Origin of the sequence: Paenibacillus sp. E222 (assembly GCF_013401555.1) — a bacterium.
Classification (GTDB): domain Bacteria; phylum Bacillota; class Bacilli; order Paenibacillales; family Paenibacillaceae; genus Paenibacillus.
On the sequence record NZ_CP058552.1, the window covers coordinates 2,438,487 to 2,457,983 of the forward strand.

20 protein-coding genes and 1 other annotated feature are annotated in these 19,497 nt (G+C 42.6%); of the genes, 11 read left to right on the forward strand and 9 right to left on the reverse strand.

The genetic code is table 11. From position 1 onward, the window contains the following. Positions 1-11 precede the first annotated feature (11 nt). On the forward strand, positions 12-425 hold the full coding sequence (locus HW560_RS10865; protein WP_179263039.1) for an O-methyltransferase: 414 nt from the start codon (positions 12-14) through the stop codon (positions 423-425). Positions 426-505: 80 nt separating this feature from the next. Here the strand turns inward: HW560_RS10865 and HW560_RS10870 are convergent, their stop codons facing one another. Further along, positions 506-739, reverse strand: coding sequence for an alpha/beta-type small acid-soluble spore protein (locus tag HW560_RS10870; RefSeq protein WP_076290933.1), 234 nt, complete (start codon positions 737-739; stop codon positions 506-508). A 202-nt stretch (positions 740-941) separates the two neighbouring features. Next, positions 942-1,916, reverse strand: a complete 975-nt coding sequence (locus tag HW560_RS10875) for an aldose 1-epimerase (protein ID WP_179265771.1) — start codon at positions 1,914-1,916, stop codon at positions 942-944. 248 nt (positions 1,917-2,164) lie between these two features. Then, positions 2,165-2,431 (forward strand) — a binding site (T-box leader). Positions 2,432-2,495: 64 nt separating this feature from the next. Between HW560_RS10875 and trpS the strand changes: the two genes are divergently transcribed. Further along, positions 2,496-3,491, forward strand: coding sequence for a tryptophan--tRNA ligase (gene trpS / locus HW560_RS10880; protein ID WP_179263041.1), 996 nt, complete (start codon positions 2,496-2,498; stop codon positions 3,489-3,491). A gap of 102 nt (positions 3,492-3,593) precedes the next feature. Here trpS and HW560_RS10885 read toward each other — a convergent pair whose 3' ends face one another. Beyond that, on the reverse strand, positions 3,594-3,791 hold the full coding sequence (locus HW560_RS10885) for a hypothetical protein (RefSeq protein ID WP_090904539.1): 198 nt from the start codon (positions 3,789-3,791) through the stop codon (positions 3,594-3,596). Positions 3,792-3,911: 120 nt separating this feature from the next. On the opposite strand from HW560_RS10885, the gene HW560_RS10890 reads away from it, so the two are divergent. Then, positions 3,912-4,130 carry an alpha/beta-type small acid-soluble spore protein gene (locus tag HW560_RS10890; protein ID WP_017692386.1) on the forward strand — a complete coding sequence of 73 codons (219 nt, stop codon included), beginning with the start codon at positions 3,912-3,914 and terminating at the stop codon, positions 4,128-4,130. Between the two features lie 107 nt (positions 4,131-4,237). On the opposite strand, the gene HW560_RS10895 is transcribed toward HW560_RS10890, so the two are convergent. Next, complete coding sequence (locus HW560_RS10895; RefSeq protein WP_179263043.1) at positions 4,238-5,218, reverse strand: metal-dependent hydrolase; 981 nt, start codon at positions 5,216-5,218, stop codon at positions 4,238-4,240. 259 nt (positions 5,219-5,477) lie between these two features. Here HW560_RS10895 and cyoE point away from each other — a divergent pair, with 259 nt between their 5' ends. Beyond that, on the forward strand, positions 5,478-6,407 hold the full coding sequence (gene cyoE / locus HW560_RS10900; protein WP_179263045.1) for a heme o synthase: 930 nt from the start codon (positions 5,478-5,480) through the stop codon (positions 6,405-6,407). Positions 6,408-6,639: 232 nt separating this feature from the next. Beyond that, positions 6,640-7,251 (forward strand): SCO family protein, encoded by a 612-nt coding sequence (locus HW560_RS10905; protein ID WP_179265772.1) that lies wholly within the window; start codon positions 6,640-6,642, stop codon positions 7,249-7,251. A gap of 83 nt (positions 7,252-7,334) precedes the next feature. On the opposite strand, the gene HW560_RS10910 is transcribed toward HW560_RS10905, so the two are convergent. Next, the gene (locus tag HW560_RS10910; RefSeq protein ID WP_179265773.1) at positions 7,335-7,682 is read right to left on the reverse strand and encodes a toprim domain-containing protein; all 348 of its coding nucleotides are present in this window, start codon (positions 7,680-7,682) and stop codon (positions 7,335-7,337) included. A gap of 376 nt (positions 7,683-8,058) precedes the next feature. Next, on the reverse strand, positions 8,059-9,234 hold the full coding sequence (locus tag HW560_RS10915; RefSeq protein WP_179263047.1) for an MFS transporter: 1,176 nt from the start codon (positions 9,232-9,234) through the stop codon (positions 8,059-8,061). 216 nt (positions 9,235-9,450) lie between these two features. Here HW560_RS10915 and HW560_RS10920 point away from each other — a divergent pair, with 216 nt between their 5' ends. The 5 genes from HW560_RS10920 to HW560_RS10940 all read left to right on the forward strand — a co-directional run bounded on the left by HW560_RS10920 (position 9,451) and on the right by HW560_RS10940 (position 16,663). After that, positions 9,451-9,906: an ATPase gene (locus tag HW560_RS10920; RefSeq protein ID WP_090904588.1), complete on the forward strand. Its 456-nt coding sequence runs from the start codon at positions 9,451-9,453 to the stop codon at positions 9,904-9,906. A gap of 69 nt (positions 9,907-9,975) precedes the next feature. After that, a complete protein-coding gene (locus tag HW560_RS10925; protein WP_371129201.1) occupies positions 9,976-11,073 on the forward strand; it encodes a transglutaminase domain-containing protein in 1,098 nt (365 codons plus the stop codon). Between the two features lie 105 nt (positions 11,074-11,178). Next, positions 11,179-13,182 carry a peptidoglycan D,D-transpeptidase FtsI family protein gene (locus tag HW560_RS10930; protein ID WP_179263049.1) on the forward strand — a complete coding sequence of 668 codons (2,004 nt, stop codon included), beginning with the start codon at positions 11,179-11,181 and terminating at the stop codon, positions 13,180-13,182. Positions 13,183-13,412: 230 nt separating this feature from the next. Next, on the forward strand, positions 13,413-13,868 hold the full coding sequence (locus HW560_RS10935) for a hypothetical protein (protein ID WP_179263051.1): 456 nt from the start codon (positions 13,413-13,415) through the stop codon (positions 13,866-13,868). A gap of 506 nt (positions 13,869-14,374) precedes the next feature. Then, on the forward strand, positions 14,375-16,663 hold the full coding sequence (locus tag HW560_RS10940) for a glycoside hydrolase domain-containing protein (RefSeq protein ID WP_179263053.1): 2,289 nt from the start codon (positions 14,375-14,377) through the stop codon (positions 16,661-16,663). A 112-nt stretch (positions 16,664-16,775) separates the two neighbouring features. On the opposite strand, the gene HW560_RS10945 is transcribed toward HW560_RS10940, so the two are convergent. Beyond that, entirely contained in the window at positions 16,776-17,324 is a 549-nt protein-coding gene (locus tag HW560_RS10945; RefSeq protein WP_179263055.1) for a hypothetical protein, read from the reverse strand. A gap of 689 nt (positions 17,325-18,013) precedes the next feature. On the opposite strand from HW560_RS10945, the gene HW560_RS10950 reads away from it, so the two are divergent. Next, entirely contained in the window at positions 18,014-18,310 is a 297-nt protein-coding gene (locus tag HW560_RS10950; RefSeq protein WP_179263057.1) for a hypothetical protein, read from the forward strand. Here HW560_RS10950 and HW560_RS10955 read toward each other — a convergent pair. Beyond that, on the reverse strand, positions 18,303-18,467 hold the full coding sequence (locus tag HW560_RS10955) for a hypothetical protein (RefSeq protein WP_162842474.1): 165 nt from the start codon (positions 18,465-18,467) through the stop codon (positions 18,303-18,305). The two genes, HW560_RS10950 and HW560_RS10955, sit on opposite strands and share 8 nt — an antisense overlap. Before the next feature lie 11 nt (positions 18,468-18,478). After that, positions 18,479-18,844 (reverse strand): hypothetical protein, encoded by a 366-nt coding sequence (locus tag HW560_RS10960; protein ID WP_179263059.1) that lies wholly within the window; start codon positions 18,842-18,844, stop codon positions 18,479-18,481. Between the last annotated feature and the right edge of the window lie 653 nt (positions 18,845-19,497).

Sequence of the window (19,497 nt, forward strand, 5' to 3'; positions counted from 1 at the left end):
GGAGGAGCGTTATGGTAAAAATTGACCAGCTTTCATTAGCACGACAGTTGGATCTGGTGTTCAAAGAGCTTGATCATGAATTATCAGGGTTAGATTCAGGTGTAGTTTTTGTGCAAATACGAAATAATGTAATTGGGAAGTTTGGGATTCGACATAATCCGATAACCGGACGTGACGGTCAAATGGAAGTGGAGGACGGTGGATTAAATGAAAACCAGCGCTCTTCTTTCCGCGCAATGGCACTGGAGACTTTGAAATTCAAGCGAAATTGGACTCATGGAGAAATTGCATATGATTTTACAGTAAGACAAGGCATGATTCTGGTTGATGCCACGATGGAGTCCAACTATAATATGGCGAACATGATGATTCGTTATCCAAGAACCAATACATACATGGATTCAGGCATGGAGTCGTCTTCATAATTGCGATGAGCACACAGGAAAGCGGCACTTCCGAAGAAGGCCGCTTTTTGCTCTTGCATATACGAGCACAAATTACGAGCTTACGAACGACCCGATAATTGCTGCTCAGCGATTTGGACCAGACGTTTAGTGATGTAACCACCCAGAGAACCTGTCTCACGGGAAGTGTAGTTACCGTAGTAACCGTCTTGGGGAATTGTTACACCCAGCTCTTGTGCAGCTTCAATTTTCAATTGTTGCAAAGCTGCAGTTGCTTGAGGAACAACCAGATTGTTTGAAGAATTTCTGCTTCCTTGGTTTTGACCTCCGTACATGTGTGTCACCTCCTTATGGCTTGGTGATGTTAGTATGGTTAGAGAATGAGGAAATATGCATGATATGGCGTAAGGTAAAATTTGGACAAAAGAGAAGAGATATAACATGAAAAAAGCCGACCCAGTATGGATCGACTACGTAAAATAAAAGGAAAACAATAGGGGCTATGTCCCATAGAAGGCGTCTGAGAGTACAAGATTACTACTCGGTTGGCGGAACAATCTCAATACGTGTAAAAAGTTCAACGGGCTGTTCAGGTTCCAGACGGATTAGTCCCGTTTGCTCGTCTGTTAAATTCAAATTAGGTGCATCAGGAAGCCATGTGTAGGGTTCAATGCATAGAAATTGACCGGATTCGCCCTTGGTAAAGAGGACCCAATGTTTGAAATATGCTTCATCTGCTGAATATTTCAGCAAATATCCATCCTGTCTGCGCAAATGAGCTACAGCTGGTTGACCTTCGGCAGCTTTCAAAATGGTATCCCAGTTGCGTCCTTGCATGTTCATGCCTTCGTTCAAAGAGGACCATTCTCCGAGAGAGTCAATCTCACCTGTAGGCAGTTGTTCTTCATTCTGAGCGTAAATTCCCGACACAGGAAGTTGAAGCGTCCATTCGGCAGGTTTGCCGTCAAGCAGAAACCATGTATGATATCCCATTCCAAAAGGAGCAGGAGTGGAGCTCAGATTGGTCACACGCAGACGCTGGCTTAACACCGCGTTTTGTAATCTGAACGTCATCTCAAGCTTCAAAGGAATTGGAAATTGAGCCATCCAATGCTCTTCATTTTCAGTTAATAATTCCGTTGTAATTGCACAGCCATCTTCATCTTCTTCGATGTCGCTGACACACCAGGACTGGCTGCGGTGGAGACCGTGAATATGGTTGTCATTGGCCGTATTCTGATCGAATTGGTAATGAACTCCCTCATATTCGAATTGTCCTCGATGAATGCGGCCTGGCGGAACAAGAAGCGGAACGCCGAAGTGATACGGCTTCTGCAAATAAAAGGCAAGTTCATCTTCTTCCGGACTGCGAACGACATCGCGGCCCTGCACCAGATCGCGAATCGAGATAATATTATTTCCAAGACGCGGCAGCAGGGTAATCTCCAATTCACGGCTATGTAGGATATACGTGTCGTAACCATTCCATTGGCCTTTGGTCACTTGTTTCATATCGATGCTCCTTTTCCCACTTGAAATCTGTCTGCCAACGGCCATTCCGATCTGCCGTTGCAGGCGTGTCATTGTGTACATGCCACTTATCCCATCAGCATGCTGAATGAATGCTGGTGATTAAGATAAGCAATTCCATCATAACAGATTTCTGTGAAGTGGGTAAAAAAAGCTATTCCCATTTTGACATTCTGCTCCCTGCGGATTAAGATGGTATTCTGAACGATGGTTTTATCCACTGAATGATAATCAAAGCGATGACAGGGACAAGTAAGCCAAGAGAACTCTCCCCAGAAAGCCGGTGGGTGATGTGAACCGGTGTGAACTCTTTACCGAATGGACCCTTGAGTGCTGATTTGAACGGGCGGTGTCTGAAGCTTGGGCAACCCTTAGTAGAATCGGACGTATACTCCACGTTACGGAGAAATGAAGGCATTTCTTCTACATGATCTAATCAGGTCTAAAGGTATGGAGAAATGCGAATAAGGGTGGCACCACGGTCTCACGTCCCTTGCGGATGTGGGGCCTTTTTGCGTTCGCTGAGAATAGGAACAAACCAATAGGGAGGCGTTATGTGAAATGAAAACAGTACTTTCGGGAATTCAGCCGAGTGGCAAGCTCACATTGGGCAACTACATCGGAGCAATTAAAAACTTTGTGAAATTGCAGCATGACTACCAATGTCACTTTATGGTGGTTGATCTTCACGCTGTAACGGTAGCTCAAGAGCCAGCAGCGCTGCGTGAACAGTCTGAGGCGGTAGCTGCATTGTTCATCGCAGCTGGAATCGATCCTACGAAATCCAATGTGTTTCTGCAATCCCATGTACCGCAGCATGCTGAATTGGGCTGGTTGATGACTACACTGACTTCGATGGGTGAGCTCGAACGCATGACTCAGTTCAAGGACAAATCATCCGGTAAAGATTCCGTTGGCGCCGGACTGTTTGTCTATCCTTCATTAATGGCTGCTGATATTTTGCTGTATAATGCTGATCTTGTGCCTGTAGGCGAGGACCAAAAGCAGCATCTGGAACTCACACGCGATCTGGCAGGACGCTTTAACCACCGTTACGGTGAGTATTTCACGATTCCAGACCCTTATATTCCACAGGTGGGTGCTCGTGTAATGTCACTGGACGATGCAACTTCCAAAATGAGCAAAAGTAATCCCAATGCGGGCAGCTACATTGCCTTGCTTGATCCGCCAGATGTCATCCGCAAAAAAATTAGCCGTGCCACAACCGACTCCGGTCGTGAAGTTGTATATGATCCGGCAAACAAACCTGAAGTCAGCAATCTGATGAGTATCTACGCTGAATGCGCAGGTCTGACATTGAACGAAGTCGCGGAACGTTATGAAGGCAAAATGTACGGTCCGTTCAAAAAAGAACTGGCTGAAGTGGTGGTATCCGTTATTGAACCTTTACAGGAACGGTATCGTGAGATTCGAGAGTCTGGCGAATTGGCCGACATCCTGGAAACTTCAGCTCGTCGGGCAGAAGCGGTGGCTTCCCAGACCCTTAATGCGGTTAAAGAACGTATGGGGTTTGTTCCTAGACGTACGTTGAAATAGGGCGAGGCAAATAGCTTAAAGTAGATGAATTGTTCACATCATAAAGAGGAGCCCTGTGGCTCCTCTTTATTTCGTACTACCTATGAAGTAAAGTTTACCGGGTCAAGAGGCTGTTTCCGAGGTGGTACGTGCTTCACGACGCTCTTTCTTTGCGCGAATAACAAATCCCCAGCCGATGTTGGCAATGGACACGACAAACAGCAGCGTGGCCAACCAGCCGGAGTATGAGATCATGATCGCCGTAACCGCTAACAACATAATCGAAGAGAATGCAAACCATAGCGATAAACCTTTGCTCATTGGGAAAAACCTCCATATAGAAATTAGATAAAATTCCGTATAACCTGAAGCGCACGAGCCATAATAATCTTGCAAGCTTGCAATTACATTACAGACACAGATTGAAGGGAGATTTTAAATATGGCTCAAGGATCTCGTTCTAACAACTTGGTGGTACCTCAAGCAAACTCAGCATTGCAACAACTGAAAATTGAAGCTGCACAAGAACTGGGTGTAACTATCCCACAAGACGGTTACTACGGTAACTACACTTCCCGTGAGACAGGATCTCTGGGTGGGTACATCACCAAACGTCTGGTACAAATCGCTGAGCAGTCTCTGGCTGGGTCTGGCAAATAATTTATCATAACCAAAGAGCAACAAGCAGAAAGCCCGGAGCGGAAACGCTCCGGGCTTTCTCGCGCATGCGTTCCTATGTCTGATTGTGCCCTTCCATGCACCTTTCGTCAAGAGCGTGCGGATAAAAGTTTTTTATCCATTTTCTCATCGCTCAACCAGCCGACATAGGTATCAATCGTTTCAAAATTTCGATCCATAACAACTACAGCGACAAATGGATACTGTTTGCGGTGTCGATAACGTACATCGGCCCAGCGAACCTTGTACCCTGCTGGTAGTTCTTCGACCTCAGCGACAGCATAGGAGGTGAAGTACAGAAATGCAGTGACTTCAGGAGATTTGCGCGAGGCGGCAACAGCCGCGTGAGTGGACGATGAAGCATGGAGATTCCAGGTTAGGACGGAATGATCCATTTTGCCAATTTCATAACTGCCATCTTCATGTCTTTTCACCACATGCCATCGATTCCAGGATATCGTGGGGATCACCATGTAATGAGCCTCAGAATTATTTTTGTCCAGTCGCTTCACCTGTCTAACAGCCATAGCACGTGCTATGGTCCGCCATACATAATACAAGCCAATCAAAATATACAGTGAAACAAAGAGTGGAGCAGGGGCGATTAGATCAAAAGCCCATAACAAAATGGCCAGCACATGTGTGGTAAACAGAAACGGATCAAAAATATGAATGATGTTCCAGGCAATCCAGCGTTCTGTAAAAGGTCGTGCAGCCTGGGTTCCATAGGTATTGAACAAATCGGTAAAAACGTGAACGCCTACGGCGACAGCAGTCCAGGCCGCGACGTGTCCAATAGCGACACCTGGGAAGATCAATGCAATGACCCCAGTAATGAGCAGAACCCATAACAGAAGAAATGGCAGTGAGTGGGACATGCCCCGGTGATTCCGGATGTAAAGCGAGTTACTTTTGAGACGTAACGCAGTATCGATGTCAGGAGCCTGCGAGCCTGCAATAGTGCCAACCATGACCGCAGCTGCGAGCATGGGACTCGTCGCGACAACAGGATCGACATAAGCCAGACCGGCCAAACCAATCCCCATGACAAAATGTGTAGAAGTATCCATAAACGTCTCCTTTGTGTGGTGTATCGTTAATGCGAGTTGCTTCTCTATCTAGGTGATACCCATATATAGTGTATATTATCCGTCTAGCGAGAAGCAAAACATCCTAAATTCCAAAGATATGACAAGAACCTGCTCAATTGACAGCAATTGTACGAGCATTGTCAAACTCTTTTTCCTTTTCCTGTGATAAACTTTATATCGGAGGCAGAGAGAGAAACCTCCATAAGATCAAGAACAAGAAGAAGGGGGATTCACAAGTGTGGACAATCCATTGAGATACCAAGCTTCTTCCGATTCGGCAACACGATCTGCGCCTCCGATGAATTCAGGGACGTGGAAAGATTTTATCCATATTACGAAACCGGGCATTCTTCGAACCAACCTTATTGCGGTTTTTGGCGGCTTTTGGCTTGCATCCCAGTGGGACGTCAACTACGGCAAAATGCTGTTAACCTTGCTTGGAACGGTACTGATTATGGCTTCTTCTTGTGTATTTAACAATTACTTTGACCGTGAACTGGATCTCAAAATGGAACGTACCCGCAACAGGTCCTTACCTACAGGACGTTTAACACCCAAAGTTGTTCTATCCTATGCCATTATTTTGGGTGTGTTTGGATTATCCGTACTCTTTTCCTTTTCCGGGGCACTTGCCGGATTATGCGGCATTTTTGGCATGTTTGTCTATGTGATTATGTACACCCTTTGGTTAAAGCGTTCGTCGACATGGAGTACATCCATTGGCGGTTTGTCTGGTGCAATGCCGCCAGTCATCGGGTATGTCGCAGTAACCGGACGTATGGATCTTGGTGCATGGCTGCTTCTGGCCATGTTGTTCCTATGGCAGCCTCCACACTTCTGGGCGCTCGCGATCCGCAGGGTGGAAGATTATCGGGCTGGCGGATTTCCACTATTACCCGTTGTGAAGGGTATTGAACGGACCAAGCTTCAGATGATTCCTTATCTGGTTTTGCAAATCTTTGTCCCGGTCCTCATGTATGCTTACGGGTTCGCAGGAATTTTCTATCTTACCGTTTCACTGATACTTTCCGTGCTGTGGCTGTACTACGCACTGAAAGGCTTTCGTGCACAAGATACAGATGCCTGGGCCAAAAAAGTATTCCTTTACTCCATTAACTATCTATCCTTGAGTTTTATACTGATGATTCTGGATACAGTGCACAAGTAAGCAGCATGTCATGCTGTAATAAACATTAGATGGGCATGGGTCCATGGAACAGCTACAATAACATGGGAGCCCATGGCAGGTTGGGTTCTACGTATACATATGCATCACAGTGGTATGGGAATGAGGAAATGTCATTAAAAACACGATTCAGAGTTCATGAATGTGATCGAAAACCGTTAAAACCTTAATGTATGCGTATTCATATGATCTGATATCGGAAGGGACGATAATGATGCTGAAAAAGTATAAATGGACATGGATGCTGCTAGGGCTTGCGCTGATCATGGCGGTGTATTTAATGTGGGGCACCGTTTTTGCCAGCAAGGAAAAGTTACCCGAAATTCGGGAGATTCAATCCTTTTCGATGGAAAATGTGGATGGAAGCACAGTATCACTGGATGATACCAAAGGCAAGGTACGTTTGTTCTACTTTTATTTCACCAGTTGTCCGGATGTGTGCCCCATTACGACGTTTACGTTATCCCAGGTGCAGGATCTGTTGAAAGAGGACGATACCTTTGGCAAGGATGCCTCATTTGTGTCCATCTCGTTTGATCCGAAAGTGGATACCAAGGAGAAGATTAAGGAATTTGCAGATCGATTCCACGCGGATTATGATGGCTGGTACTTCCTGCGGGGGGATATGGATCAAACGAAGCAGCTCGCCAAGGAATCGTTCCAGATCCTCATTGAGGGTGAGAACAAGGACGATTTTGCCCATATGAACATGATTGGATTGGTGGATCGGAATAATCAATTGCGCAAGGTATACAATGCGTTTAATACAGAGGATGTTGAACCAGCAGTCATTGCGGAAGACATTCGCAATCTGATCAAGGAATAAAGATGCATTCATAATAATTTTCGCCAAATAAAGAGGCTGCTTCCTGGGTTGAATGGATACCCCGGCGAGCAGCCTCTTACGGTTTAGAACGATGGAAATTCAGGATATTGGATATACGATTCCAATCCGGCTTTCTCCAGCTGAGCGATGATGTATTCATCGGGAGTTCCCTCCACACCCGCATAACCGCGTCGTGTATACATCTGCACTGCGTCCGGGAAGGCATCTCGCAGCATACCCCTGATTTTTTTGCCCGAACTGTCATTATCCATAAATAAGTAGACCTCATCGTAACCAACCTGTTTGCGCAGCGACTCAAGCTTAAGGGAATTCAGTGTTCCAAACGTGCACAAAATGTTGATTTCGGGTCCTACAAGTCGTTTGAGTTTGCTGCGGTCATTTTTACCTTCCACAATGACATGAATAGGCATCATATTCACCTCTTGATCGAGAGCTTATGTCGACATTCCCCGGGAAATGTTGCAGCGAAAATCGACTGGATTATATAAAATGGACCTTCTGATTTTTACACGAGCGACTACACTGACAGAAACATCTTTGATTGCTAACTTCTTTTCCACATCAGAAATGAATGTCTAAGCAGCAGTGGCCGTTCCGATTACGGATCGTCCATTCCTAATGAGGATAGTTAAGAAGAAATCCGTAGATGAAGAAGTCACTTCGTTCGTGTGTAAATATCAGTCCATTTTATATAGTTTAGCTGTAAATGGGGGAATGATGCAAAGCCAAGAAAAATACAAGCCTTTCGGTTGTCAAAGGGGTTGGATATAGAACATCCTGATAAGGTCAACTCAGTATGCTTTTAGGATCAGACAGGGAAGCTTCCCGTCTGGCTGTGAAGTAAGGGAGCAGCATAATGCCGATCATCAATAATACAAAGGCAATGAAATACGGCGATAAACCCACACGAAGCTGTCCTGCTGTGATTGGGCCGATGAAAGAACCGATGGAGGTAGCAATGGATTGTAAAGAGAAGATACGACCCAGCTTGTTTCCGCCGCTTAAATGAATAAAGAGTGTTGCCATGGCTGGGAAAATAATGCCTTTGGACATCCCCAGAACGAAAAGCACGGAAGACAACGGAATTTGTGGTATCGCCGCCATAACAAAGAAACATAAAGACATCAGCAGCACGCCTGCAATCAACCGCAGTTTGGGGGAATAACGGTTGAGAAATAGCATGCTCAGAGTAAATAGTGCTCCAACACTGATAATGGAAAACAAAAGACCGGTAGACATCATGGACGAATGTCCGCCTCCACGCAGAGGCAGTTCAAAAAAAAGAATTCCTTGAGCACAAGCAATAACAAGGGGCAGAGCAAAGTATCGCCAGGATACGGGCAGGAATTTTCTTTTTTCTCCAGCCAGGTTGCTAGGCATGGCGGGCTCGGTCACTTTTTCGTGCTGAACCTCAGCGAGGCCTTTGGGCATGGATAACCATGCGATAACACCTGACAGAATGAGCAGATAACCGAGACTTGCAAAGGTGGCGGAAAATCCTAAAGCTCCGACGATCAATGCGCCTGCGGCGGGGGACACCACGGATGCCAGCGTATGTACGACGCCATGACCTGACATATACTTGCCTTGCTTAATTGGATCGCTTGATAGTTGCGCTAGCAGTGCGAGACAGGCCGGAGACAGAAAAGCAAGTACAAACCCGCTGACGGAGCGCAGGGCGAGCAGCTGCCATGGCGTATGGATTTGAGCCTGGATTAGCAAAATGATGCCTGCACCCAGCAAACTGAATACAATGTAACGACGGCTGCCATGTTTGTCGATTTGGGTTCCGGCAATCAGATTGCCTGGGAGATGAGTCAAGGAATAGATGCCCATCATCCAGCCGATGAAGGTCGGGGCCGCCCCGAGCGAGATAGCGAAAGGGGTCAAGATTGGATACTGCGCGTGCAGATCAAAAACAGCAAGGAACAAAAATAGATATAGCCAGATGGCCGTTTTCACATAAGCCCCTCCTTGTTAAGCGATGCATATTCAATTACTGGTCATGATGTGTTCCCCGTTCCTTGGACAGAACCTCATGGTACTACTTGTACGCCCGGCGGGACGAACTTAGACCGTTTATTTTTACATAGGAGGGCTTAGCTGACAGCAGCTTCGGAAATCATGTATAATATTCGGGAAGTGTTAATAATCAACTCTAATACGGAAGGTGTAGTCATGAACATAGAAGTAATTAAAGAGTTTGTGATGCAGAACTGGCTGGTGATTGTGGTTGCGTTGATCATTTTGTTCTTTGTTCTGAACGTGGTCAAAACCGTATTGAAATGGGCGATTGCCATCATCATTATTGCGGCTCTACTGATATACAGCGGCATCTCCATTGATCAGATCAAACAGACAGTTACTGACGTTCAATCGAGTACGATGGACACATTGAAGAAGGAAGCGACCAGCATGATGCTCAAAGAAGCTTCCAAAGCAACATACACCAAGGGACAGGATGGAGCATTTACCATCACAAGCCCCAATGTGGAGATTAAGGGTAGAACGAATTCGGATAAAGTCGATGTTACATTCCGGGGGATCTCAGTGGGTGAATGGAAGGTCGACAATGAAACGATACGAACTTTTGTCAAACAGGCACAGGAGAACGGAACAGCACCGTCTTCGTAGTAAAGGAGGAATGGATACGTGCTGCAAAGTTGGCTGGATAGTCTGAAAGAATTCAACGGCATAACGATTATGCTGCTGCTGATTGTGGCTGCTTCATTGCTTCAGGGGTGGTCCAGAGGTGCTTCGCGTTCGGCAGGAAGACTCTTTGGATTCCTCATGGATGGCATTATGGCGGTCATTGGTATTCTGTTATCCATCGGTTTAACCTTATGGCTTGCGCCATATGTTCAGCAATGGTTGTCTGTGCATGCGGCAGACATGCCGAACCGTGAATTGAACCGATGGGAGCAGATGTATTATACACTGATTACGGCCATTGCTGATTTTCCGCTGATGCGGTTTGCCGTGTTGTTTGTAATTAGTTATGGCTTCATCCGATTGGTTCTCGGATTGCTCTCTTCCCTTATTTTCAGCAGAAGATACAGTGCAGCAGAGCAAGAGAGCAGACCAAAAGGATTTTTCAGCCGCTTTACGGGTGCTGTGATTGGTACAGTTATTGGCTCCGTCCGCGGGATGATTGTGATTGCCGTGTTGTTCATGATTGTCAGTCTCTATCCGGGCAGCATGTTTAGTCGCTATGTAGAGGCTTCGCCCATTTATATGCAAGGGGCCAAATCGGTTATAGAGCCATTATCAGGTACTTTCATCAAAGACAAGCTGCCTGTATTTACGCAAGCCGTGCAAAAGGAACTTGGCGCGATCCTGCAACGCAAATATGAAGTCATTGACCATAACATTCCGGCGGATATTGAATCTGCGGCAAAAGAAATTGTGAAAGGTCAAACGACAGATGAAGCCAAAGCCAGGGCATTATATGACTGGGTAGGTTCTCGCATTCAATATGACTATGGCAAAGTGGATGACTATGAGCAAAAGGGCATATGGCACGAGCAGACGCCACAGAATACATTTGATACACGTCAAGGCGTATGTATCGATTACGCTCGTCTATATGCGGTTATGGCTCGTTCACAGGGGCTGGAAGTCAAAGTGGTTACAGGTCTTGGTTATAACGGGCAGGGTGGATATGGTCCGCATGCCTGGAATGAAATATATTTGAGTGATTCGGAAAGCTGGGTTCCGCTTGACCCTACTTGGGCAATCAGTGGCGATTGGTTCAATCCTCCTAACTTTGCCGATACCCATCTGAAAGATCAATCAGCTTAACATTACGCCGGACATGGGTCCGGGAGATGACGACGTTGCCAGGTTATCATGCCGAGGCTGTAAAGTCTGGACGGTATGCATCAAGTCATGAAAGAGGTAGGATGAATGAACAATCATTCAAAAGAGAAGGACGAACTTACGGACAAGCGGCGCTTCAGTTACCGAATGAACGTATTTTTCTTCGCTTCCTTTATTATTTTTAGCGTTATTATTGTACGGCTGGCATTTTTGCAATTCGTGGAAGGGCCTGAGCTCAGTCAGGAGGAAGCGAGCAACATTACCAAAGATGTACCGCTCGCTCCCGTGAGAGGAACGATCTATGATTCCACGGGCGAGGTCAAGCTGGCTTACTCCAAGCCAATTCAATCCTTGTATCTGACCTTATACAAAAATTATGGAGATGTAGATGGCAAACCCAATCCGAATATAGCGGAAGTGGAGGACATCGCCACCCGGCTGCATGATGTTTTTGAGCAGTATAAGAAAAAGGATTCCGAGGCCCTTACGGTCGATAACATCTTAGAAGCCATGGACCTCAATTCGCGTAAAGCGAACGGGTTCATGCCACGTCTGATCAAGAGTGACCTGTCCGATGAGGAAGTGGCTTATTTCTTGCAGCACAAGGATGAATTCAAGGGAATTCAGATTGTAGAGGAAAGTGTGCGTTATTATGATCCGGATACGGTAGCCGTTCAGACGATTGGTTATCTCAAAAAGTTCAAAAGCTCCAAATCGTTGAAAAAGTACCAAGAGATTGATGAGGCCAATAAAAAGCAAACGGACCCAGGGCTTGTATACACCGAGAATGAGTTTGTTGGCTTTGATGGACTGGAACTGCAATATCAGGATGTTCTGCGGGGCAAAAGCGGTTATAACTCCGTGGACGTTGACTTACGGAACTTGCCTGAAGGTGTAGCAGGCTCTACCCCACCCCAAAAAGGGTATGACCTGATTTCAACCATTAACAAAAATGTTCAGGTGAAAACGGAACAAGCGATACTGGATCAACTAAGCTGGCTGCATACACATCAGGTCTCCGGTAAGCTGCATCCCAATGCAAAAACAGGTTTTGCAGTCGCAATGGAAGTGGACACAGGGAAAATCGTTGCTGCTGCCAGTATGCCGGATTACGACACGAATGTGTGGAGAACTGGCGGTATAAGTACGGAAGATTACGATAGAATAAAATATATTTATCAAAATGGTACCATTCGTGGATTCCCGCCAGACGATTCAGGTAAACGGGCGGAATCGGTTGTATTGCTTGGTTCCACAATCAAACCACTTAGTGTATTAATTGGTTTGAAGGAAGGTTTCTTCACGACCAATTCCGTTTATTCGGACAGAGGATCTACGACATTTGGGGGGGACAACCGCAGAGTACAGAACTCTTCCGGTCACGTATATGGTCTGCTGACTCCTCATGATGCGATTCGTCATTCTTCCAACGTTTTCATGATTGATGAAATCGGCAAGAAGCTGTACTCCAAGTATGGCGCCAAGGGTATTGGCGTATGGGATAAGTACATGGAGCAATTCGGTCTTGGTGTGTCTACAGGAGTAGACTTGCCTAATGAGAAGTATGGTCTCAAAGAATATGAGAATGAATTGGAGAGTTCTTTAACACGTCTGGTATATGCTTCCTTTGGACAACAAGGGAAATATACAACGATGCAGCTGGCACAGTATGCTACGATGCTAGCGAATAAAGGAAAACGAATGCAGCCACAATTAGTCAGTGAGTTCCGTGATTCGGAAGGCAATGTGGTTGAGAAAATGAAACCGAAGGTGCTCAGCACAGTCGATTTTAATGATGCTTACTGGAATGAAGTACAGCGAGGCATGGCAACCGAAGTAACGGCGTTTAGTGGATTCCCTTATGACTTTGCCAGAAAAACAGGTACATCCACACAGTTAGTCGGAGGCAAATTGGTGGATAACGGGGTATTTATTGCTTACGCTCCACGCAACAATCCGAAGCTGGCTGTGGCTGTGGTCATCCCGGAAGGGGGCTTCGGCTCGAACAGTGCGGCTCCCGTAGCACGTGCGATCTTCGACGCGTATGACGAGGAGTTCGGTCTGGACGGTGTACCGAAAAAAAATCCGTAGTTCATTTATTTTAAGGCTGAATTAATATACTCCCAATAGTAGACATTATTAAATGGTCTACTCTTTGGGAGTATTTTTCATTTTAATTATGATATGTTCATGATTGAGTGAGATAGAATTAGATTATTCGTATACATGTTTTTTTAGTCATGGTTGAGATTATAAAGGATAAATGGTATAATATTCTTGTAATTACAAATTTGAATTTATTCGCAGAAGGAGTGTTCAGAATGAAAAAAAGTAAGATTCTATTAACTGGGTTAACTAGTGTTGTTTTTCTGTCGTTGGCCTCTCCTATTTTTGCTGATACTACTAATAACCTTGATTCAACTTTTAATGTTCCAGTAAGCAAAGATGTTATAAGTACTGTAAAACAAAATGACTTAATACAGGCCATGGGAACGACAAAAAACTATGCTTGGGGAGAGCTCAGCACAGATATTTATTTATCAGGAACAATGAAAATAACAACTTCGCCAGATAAAGCGCATGAAGGTATGAGAGGTAGTGTTTATGTAACTATATATAAACGAGGTGAACCCCAAGCAGTGCACTCATTTACATTGATGGATGGTGGTCTAGTAAATAATAATATTACTCTCAAAGGATATTATGGGTACCATTATATTGATGTTGTCTCAATGGAGACACCTATGTGGAAGGGAACTTACAATGTTACCTACTAGATAAAAAAATCGTTTAAACGGCTCAGTCCTATTCTACTAGGATGAGGCCGTTTTTTTGTGCGTCACGCATGCGTATAGAGCTAGAGGGTGCAAGTCCTCTATGGGGGTTGGTAATTGCCAAGCATTAGCCAAGAGCAAAATCTTCTATGTCAATATAGTATGTATGTTGTGTTTATACGGTGAGAAAGTATTAGGAATAGTTTAACGAAATTCTATTACATTTTATGAGAATATTTTAACTGAAATGCTTAAAGTTAGCCGGGTCGTACTGTTCTTGTTTGTTCGACAATGCATAAATACGTACCCAGTTGTTAGTTTGCTAAGGGACGTATCGCCATAATGGCTCCTTCCTTCTTTGCGTTTACGGATATCTAATTCTTTAACAACAACTAATGAAAGGAGAATTGGAGCATTAAATAAAAAAAATATTGCGTAACGTTACGCAATATTATATTATAAAATCATCCAGTAAAAACTGGAAATAATTCAGAGTGAGGTTTCCGAATATGGATGAATCAGTATACAAAGTACAAAGTTGGTTGAATTACACTTATGTTCACACTCCAGGTTTCGAACCAATTAATCAGGATGGGATTACAGGATGGAGTACTGTGAAGGCACTCATCCGAGCTTTGCAAGTTGAAATTGGAGTAGCACCTGATGGAGACTTTGGGCCCGGTACACTAGCTAAATGTCCTACGATCTCTTCGAACACAACTAATGAAAATCTGATTTTGATTCTACAAGGTGGACTGTATTGTAAGGGTTATAATCCTATCGGTTTTGATGGACAATTTGGTACTGGCACACAAAAAGCTGTTGCGTCTCTCCAAGCTGATGCAGGCTTACCCATGCCTACTGACGGTATTGCCACTCCTGTTATCCTAAAAGCCATTTTGAATATGGATGCGTTTGTCAATATGGGCGATGCAAAAATCAGGTCGATCCAACAATATTTGAATAACAAGTACTTTACTTATCTTGGACCTAAGCTCGGATTGATTCCTTGTGACGGTATTTATTCAAGTAAAACAAATCGAGCAGTCATTTATGGTTTACAGGTAGAACAAGGTAACACAAATCCAGATGGTGTTTTTGGTCCAACTACACTATCCTTGTGTCCAACACTGAATATTGGTAATACCAAAACAAATTTTATCGTTCTATTTCAATATGCTCTATATGTAAATGATTATAAGACTGTTCAATTTAACGGAGTTTATGACCAAACTTTGAAGAGTATTGTAACAGAATTTCAACGCTTCTCTGCTCTAGGTGCAGATGGCATTGCAGGTAAACAAACTTGGGCTTCCCTATTAGTAAGCACAGGGGATAGAAATCGAAAAGGAACGGCTTGTGACTGTGTAACGGAAATTACGCGTGCAAGGGCTCAGACATTGAAAGCAAACGGTTATACAACTATTGGTCGATACATCATTGGGGGAGACTGGAAAAGGTTGAAACCTAGAGAGCTTGATGTAATATTTGAAGCAGGCCTTAAAGTTTTTCCAATCTTCCAGACCTCAGGAAACAATGCCAAATACTTTAGAGAATCTCAGGGTAAAAAAGATGCTATTAGCGCTATGGAAGCAGCTGAACAATATGGATTTAAGAAAGACACCATTATCTACTTTGCCGTGGATTATGATGCTGTAGATCATGAAGTAACATCTAATATACTCCCTCATTTCAAAGGTATTTATGATAAAATCCAGGCACTCGGAGGGAAATATCGAGTAGGTATTTATGGACCACGCAATGTGTGCAGTCGTGTTGCTGCAGTTGGCTATGCGGTAACAAGTTTTGTTTGTGATATGTCTACAGGCTTTAGTGGAAACCTAGGTTATCCACTTCCAAAGAACTGGGCGTTTGATCAAATTTCAACGATTTCGATTGGTAGTGGGGATGGAAAAATTGAGATAGATAACAATATTGCTTCTGGCCGAGACACTGGAGTTAGTTCTGTTGATCCTGGAGTAACAGATAAGTATCTCAATGCTCAAAATGAACTCTTCTTCGAACAACTAGACAAAATTTTCGATTTGGCGATGGAGTACTCATCTAATAATGTTTATCGCTCGAACCAACTAGTACTACAATTCTATAGACACCGTAATTATGACGGAATTCTTTGGGATTTAACGGCGAATCCAATTGATGAAAAATTCATTGACTTTGTTAAGTCGAAAATTGCTGATTCCCAACTTGAGGTGATGTACGATCTAGATTCAAAAATTGTAATGGATGTACCACATATGATTGCTACAACCCATGGCTATACCGTACTGGTTGATAATTCTATAGTTGCTGAACTTGCTGGTTGGGCAGGAGATTTGATTACAGCTGCAGGAGACGTAAATGGAGGCGTACAACGGAATAAATATGCTTCTCCTTATGAGGCAGCTATTAACATTATTGGATCTTCCGTAAACGACTCCACCTTTGATTTTGATGATTTATTGGCGGATGTTGATGCCGTTTATCTTGCTAATCAATTAAATAACAATCCTTCTGCAAAGATTAATACTGTTATTAGAAACCGTTTTTCAGTAGCCACTCCACTTCGTGATAAGTTAAGCTACTTTGTTACAAATAAATTTGGTACTCTGGATAACTTACAAACTCAGGCAGAGTACATTTTAATTACCGATACTCCCGTTACGTATGCCCTTACTAGAGCAGCTTTTAAATCTAATTTTAAAAATACGTATGGAGACTCCATTTCATATACGGATGCGGAGGGGAAAGAGATTGCAAGAGGTTTCAGAGACGTGATTTCTCGCTTGATGAATTAACTTAACGCTGGGCACACAGCTATGCGGTATCTCTTTTACTGTACTTGGGAATATAAATAAATATAAAGCCTCAAACATAAGAAATTATAAATGTTTGGGGCTTTATACTTTGTTATTTGAGGTTTAGAGTAAGTTTTCCTTTATAGGTATCAAAACTAACTGTCTCTCTCGTCCATTCTGGAGCAGAGTAATTAAAAATATCTTCTTGGGAAAGATATAAGTCGTGTGGTTCTTCTATATTAACTTCCTTAGTCGTTAACTCAGTTAAGAATAAACCCCAAAATTTTGTTTGGTAGACACTATACTGTGTAATGCCTTGGTCTAATATATTAGCCCGATGTTCAACTATAACTTCACCATAATTTCCAGGAGCATTTAGATATTCGTAACTGTATGAATTAAATAATGGAGTTAATGAATTTTTAATCAGAAGAAGAAAAGAAAAAATAATTAAAATAACAAACAGAACTAGCTTTCTTCCTTTACTTTTGTAGACCAGCCCAAAAAATAAAATTATGTGTACTACAATAGGAATTATAAAGTTACTTTTTTTAAATATGGTAATATCATAATTTATGGTAGAAGAAAATAACCAAATTATATCTATAAATACTATCATTAAAATAAAAATATTTCGAAATTTCACGATAGAATTGTTCATGTTTATACCCAATCCTTTCGCTTCAGCGCCTAATGAGGCCATTTCTAATTGTCACAATATACATAACCAGATATCCCTGACGGAACTGGGTCGCCATCATACGACATTTGCTTTGAAGAAACGTTTGGGCATTTGGAACTGGATAAGGTGGTTTCCGATCGCGGAAAAAGTAAGGGTTATATGGTAACGTCTGTATACCCGTAAATGAAATGTCAGATAGAACGGCCTATTAATGAAGATCACCTCTGGCGTACTCTTCTGCTCATTATCCTACTAAAGCGTTTCGAGCTGCTATGGTAGACCGTGGCAAAAATTTCTCCTGTTACGGGGAACCCGGAACAAACGTACGACGTTTCAGTATAATTTTACCATCCAACTACTGCAAAAATCCGTCGATTTTCTGCTCTTTAATCATCTTTTTAATTCCTAACAAACAACATTAAAACCCCAAATAAAACACAACGTATCATAACAATATGTTATATAATGTAAAAAAACAATCATCTGAAAGAGGAGAATCTTTTGATATCAATATTGTAACCCTGAAAATCGAAACATATCATTCGTTTAATGGGTAAAAAATATACTCCTATGGAAATTTAACCCTTAACATAGGAACACATATTTGATGCAATGGATACACCAAGTACAGAAACGGTATTCAATTAAAAAAGGGGGGCCTTTATCTTATGTTAATGTATGAGAATCAATTTTCTGCAAACGGCTCCAATCTGTTCCCATTAGATGTAAAGCAACATATTATGGGGATCATAGATGCAAGTCCAACATCTCAAATTCATTTTCATGTAACAACTGAAATTCCTAATGTATATGTTTATCTCATCGAACACAATTCGTCAGAAGAGTATTCTCTTTTCCATGTTTTTTCGTGTGATCAAATTGGTGAAGATTATTCCTATCAATGTTTTTCTATCGACCAAATCCAAAGAATGCACGAATTGGTTTTACAGGCTAATCTTACTTAGCCTTTTTTTCCTTTATTATACGTTCGTATTCTTCTTCAATGGTCTTAGATAACAGTTCAGTTGCTGTCATATTCAGCTTTTTTGCAGCTGTAGCGAGTTGCTTTTTTATATACACAGGAACGTCATAATGGAATTTAACCTTATTTCCATATGCCATGGTCCACTCTCCTATTTCATAATTTCTTGGTATTTATTTTCGATAATTCGAATCAATAATTGAGTCGCTGATATCTCTTGTAACGCAGCAGCCTCAATTAGCTTTTCTTTAATTTCAGGCTGGAACTCATAGGGTAATTTCAACTTAGGTTCTACCATACGGCCGTCTAATGTCTTTTCAGCATCCAGAGCAAGTTTTACTAAAGCATCTAAGGACGAATCATTAGAAGCTTGCCTTCCATACTTGGGCAATACGCGTAATAAGTAATTTTTCAGCGCCTTTTGATTTTCCTTCGGTATTTCTATACCAAGATGCTCATCAATAATTTTAATATTACATTCAACAATAGATCCAAATAAATTGATACTATACTTCATATTTATCCTCCTTAGCTATGTATATTGTATAGCGTTTTGTAACCCCTCACAATATAATCATGCCTTTTTCTGTGAATAATTTTCATTTGAGATTGAACTCATACTTAGCAATTCGGAAAGAATAGCATTGTCTTTAGCTCTATGATTAGCTATTAAACTATGTTTAGAAAAAACAACTAGTTGTAATTAGGCTAAAGAAAGGAGTTTTTTTACTTATAGATATACAGATTGTTATTCTCGGAAACGTTGGATTCCCGATTACTCTTTCTCTAATGCCTCTTTAATAAACAACTGAATAGATTAGTGCGTGTCTCACAATTCGCTGAAGAACAGTTTTCACAGCCCTATCACACCTGCAGCGTCACTTCCCCTTGTCCTCCGACACGCCTGCGAAGAACTACCTAGCTTGTAACGAAGATTCGGCAAAGTTTGCCCTTTAGAGTTCTCAGACACGCCCTAAACATTTTTTAAATATATAAATGAGTGGATTCACTTTCAATAAACTGTAAAACACAAAAAAGACAAGTGAATCCTTGTGTTTAAAAGTAGTCATCACAAAACTTTTCCCGATTGTCTTATACCCATATCTTACCCAACATTTTGCCATACGCATTTTTTTTGGAGTTAATAGTATTTGTTTACGAAAATGTAAC

Coding starts and splice junctions, on each gene's coding strand:
- HW560_RS10920 (WP_090904588.1), top strand. CDS start 9,451: ATGAACATAGAAGTAATTAAAGAGTTTGTGATGCAGAACTGGCTGGTG.
- HW560_RS10955 (WP_162842474.1), bottom strand. CDS start 18,467: ATGGCATATGGAAATAAGGTTAAATTCCATTATGACGTTCCTGTGTAT.
- HW560_RS10865 (WP_179263039.1), top strand. CDS start 12: ATGGTAAAAATTGACCAGCTTTCATTAGCACGACAGTTGGATCTGGTG.
- HW560_RS10885 (WP_090904539.1), bottom strand. CDS start 3,791: ATGAGCAAAGGTTTATCGCTATGGTTTGCATTCTCTTCGATTATGTTG.
- HW560_RS10925 (WP_371129201.1), top strand. CDS start 9,976: ATGCTGCTGCTGATTGTGGCTGCTTCATTGCTTCAGGGGTGGTCCAGA.
- HW560_RS10895 (WP_179263043.1), bottom strand. CDS start 5,218: ATGGATACTTCTACACATTTTGTCATGGGGATTGGTTTGGCCGGTCTG.
- trpS (WP_179263041.1), top strand. CDS start 2,496: ATGAAAACAGTACTTTCGGGAATTCAGCCGAGTGGCAAGCTCACATTG.
- HW560_RS10960 (WP_179263059.1), bottom strand. CDS start 18,844: ATGAAGTATAGTATCAATTTATTTGGATCTATTGTTGAATGTAATATT.
- HW560_RS10875 (WP_179265771.1), bottom strand. CDS start 1,916: ATGAAACAAGTGACCAAAGGCCAATGGAATGGTTACGACACGTATATC.
- HW560_RS10950 (WP_179263057.1), top strand. CDS start 18,014: ATGTTAATGTATGAGAATCAATTTTCTGCAAACGGCTCCAATCTGTTC.
- HW560_RS10935 (WP_179263051.1), top strand. CDS start 13,413: ATGAAAAAAAGTAAGATTCTATTAACTGGGTTAACTAGTGTTGTTTTT.
- HW560_RS10930 (WP_179263049.1), top strand. CDS start 11,179: ATGAACAATCATTCAAAAGAGAAGGACGAACTTACGGACAAGCGGCGC.
- HW560_RS10910 (WP_179265773.1), bottom strand. CDS start 7,682: ATGCCTATTCATGTCATTGTGGAAGGTAAAAATGACCGCAGCAAACTC.
- HW560_RS10945 (WP_179263055.1), bottom strand. CDS start 17,324: ATGAACAATTCTATCGTGAAATTTCGAAATATTTTTATTTTAATGATA.
- HW560_RS10940 (WP_179263053.1), top strand. CDS start 14,375: ATGGATGAATCAGTATACAAAGTACAAAGTTGGTTGAATTACACTTAT.
- HW560_RS10870 (WP_076290933.1), bottom strand. CDS start 739: ATGTACGGAGGTCAAAACCAAGGAAGCAGAAATTCTTCAAACAATCTG.
- HW560_RS10890 (WP_017692386.1), top strand. CDS start 3,912: ATGGCTCAAGGATCTCGTTCTAACAACTTGGTGGTACCTCAAGCAAAC.
- HW560_RS10905 (WP_179265772.1), top strand. CDS start 6,640: ATGCTGAAAAAGTATAAATGGACATGGATGCTGCTAGGGCTTGCGCTG.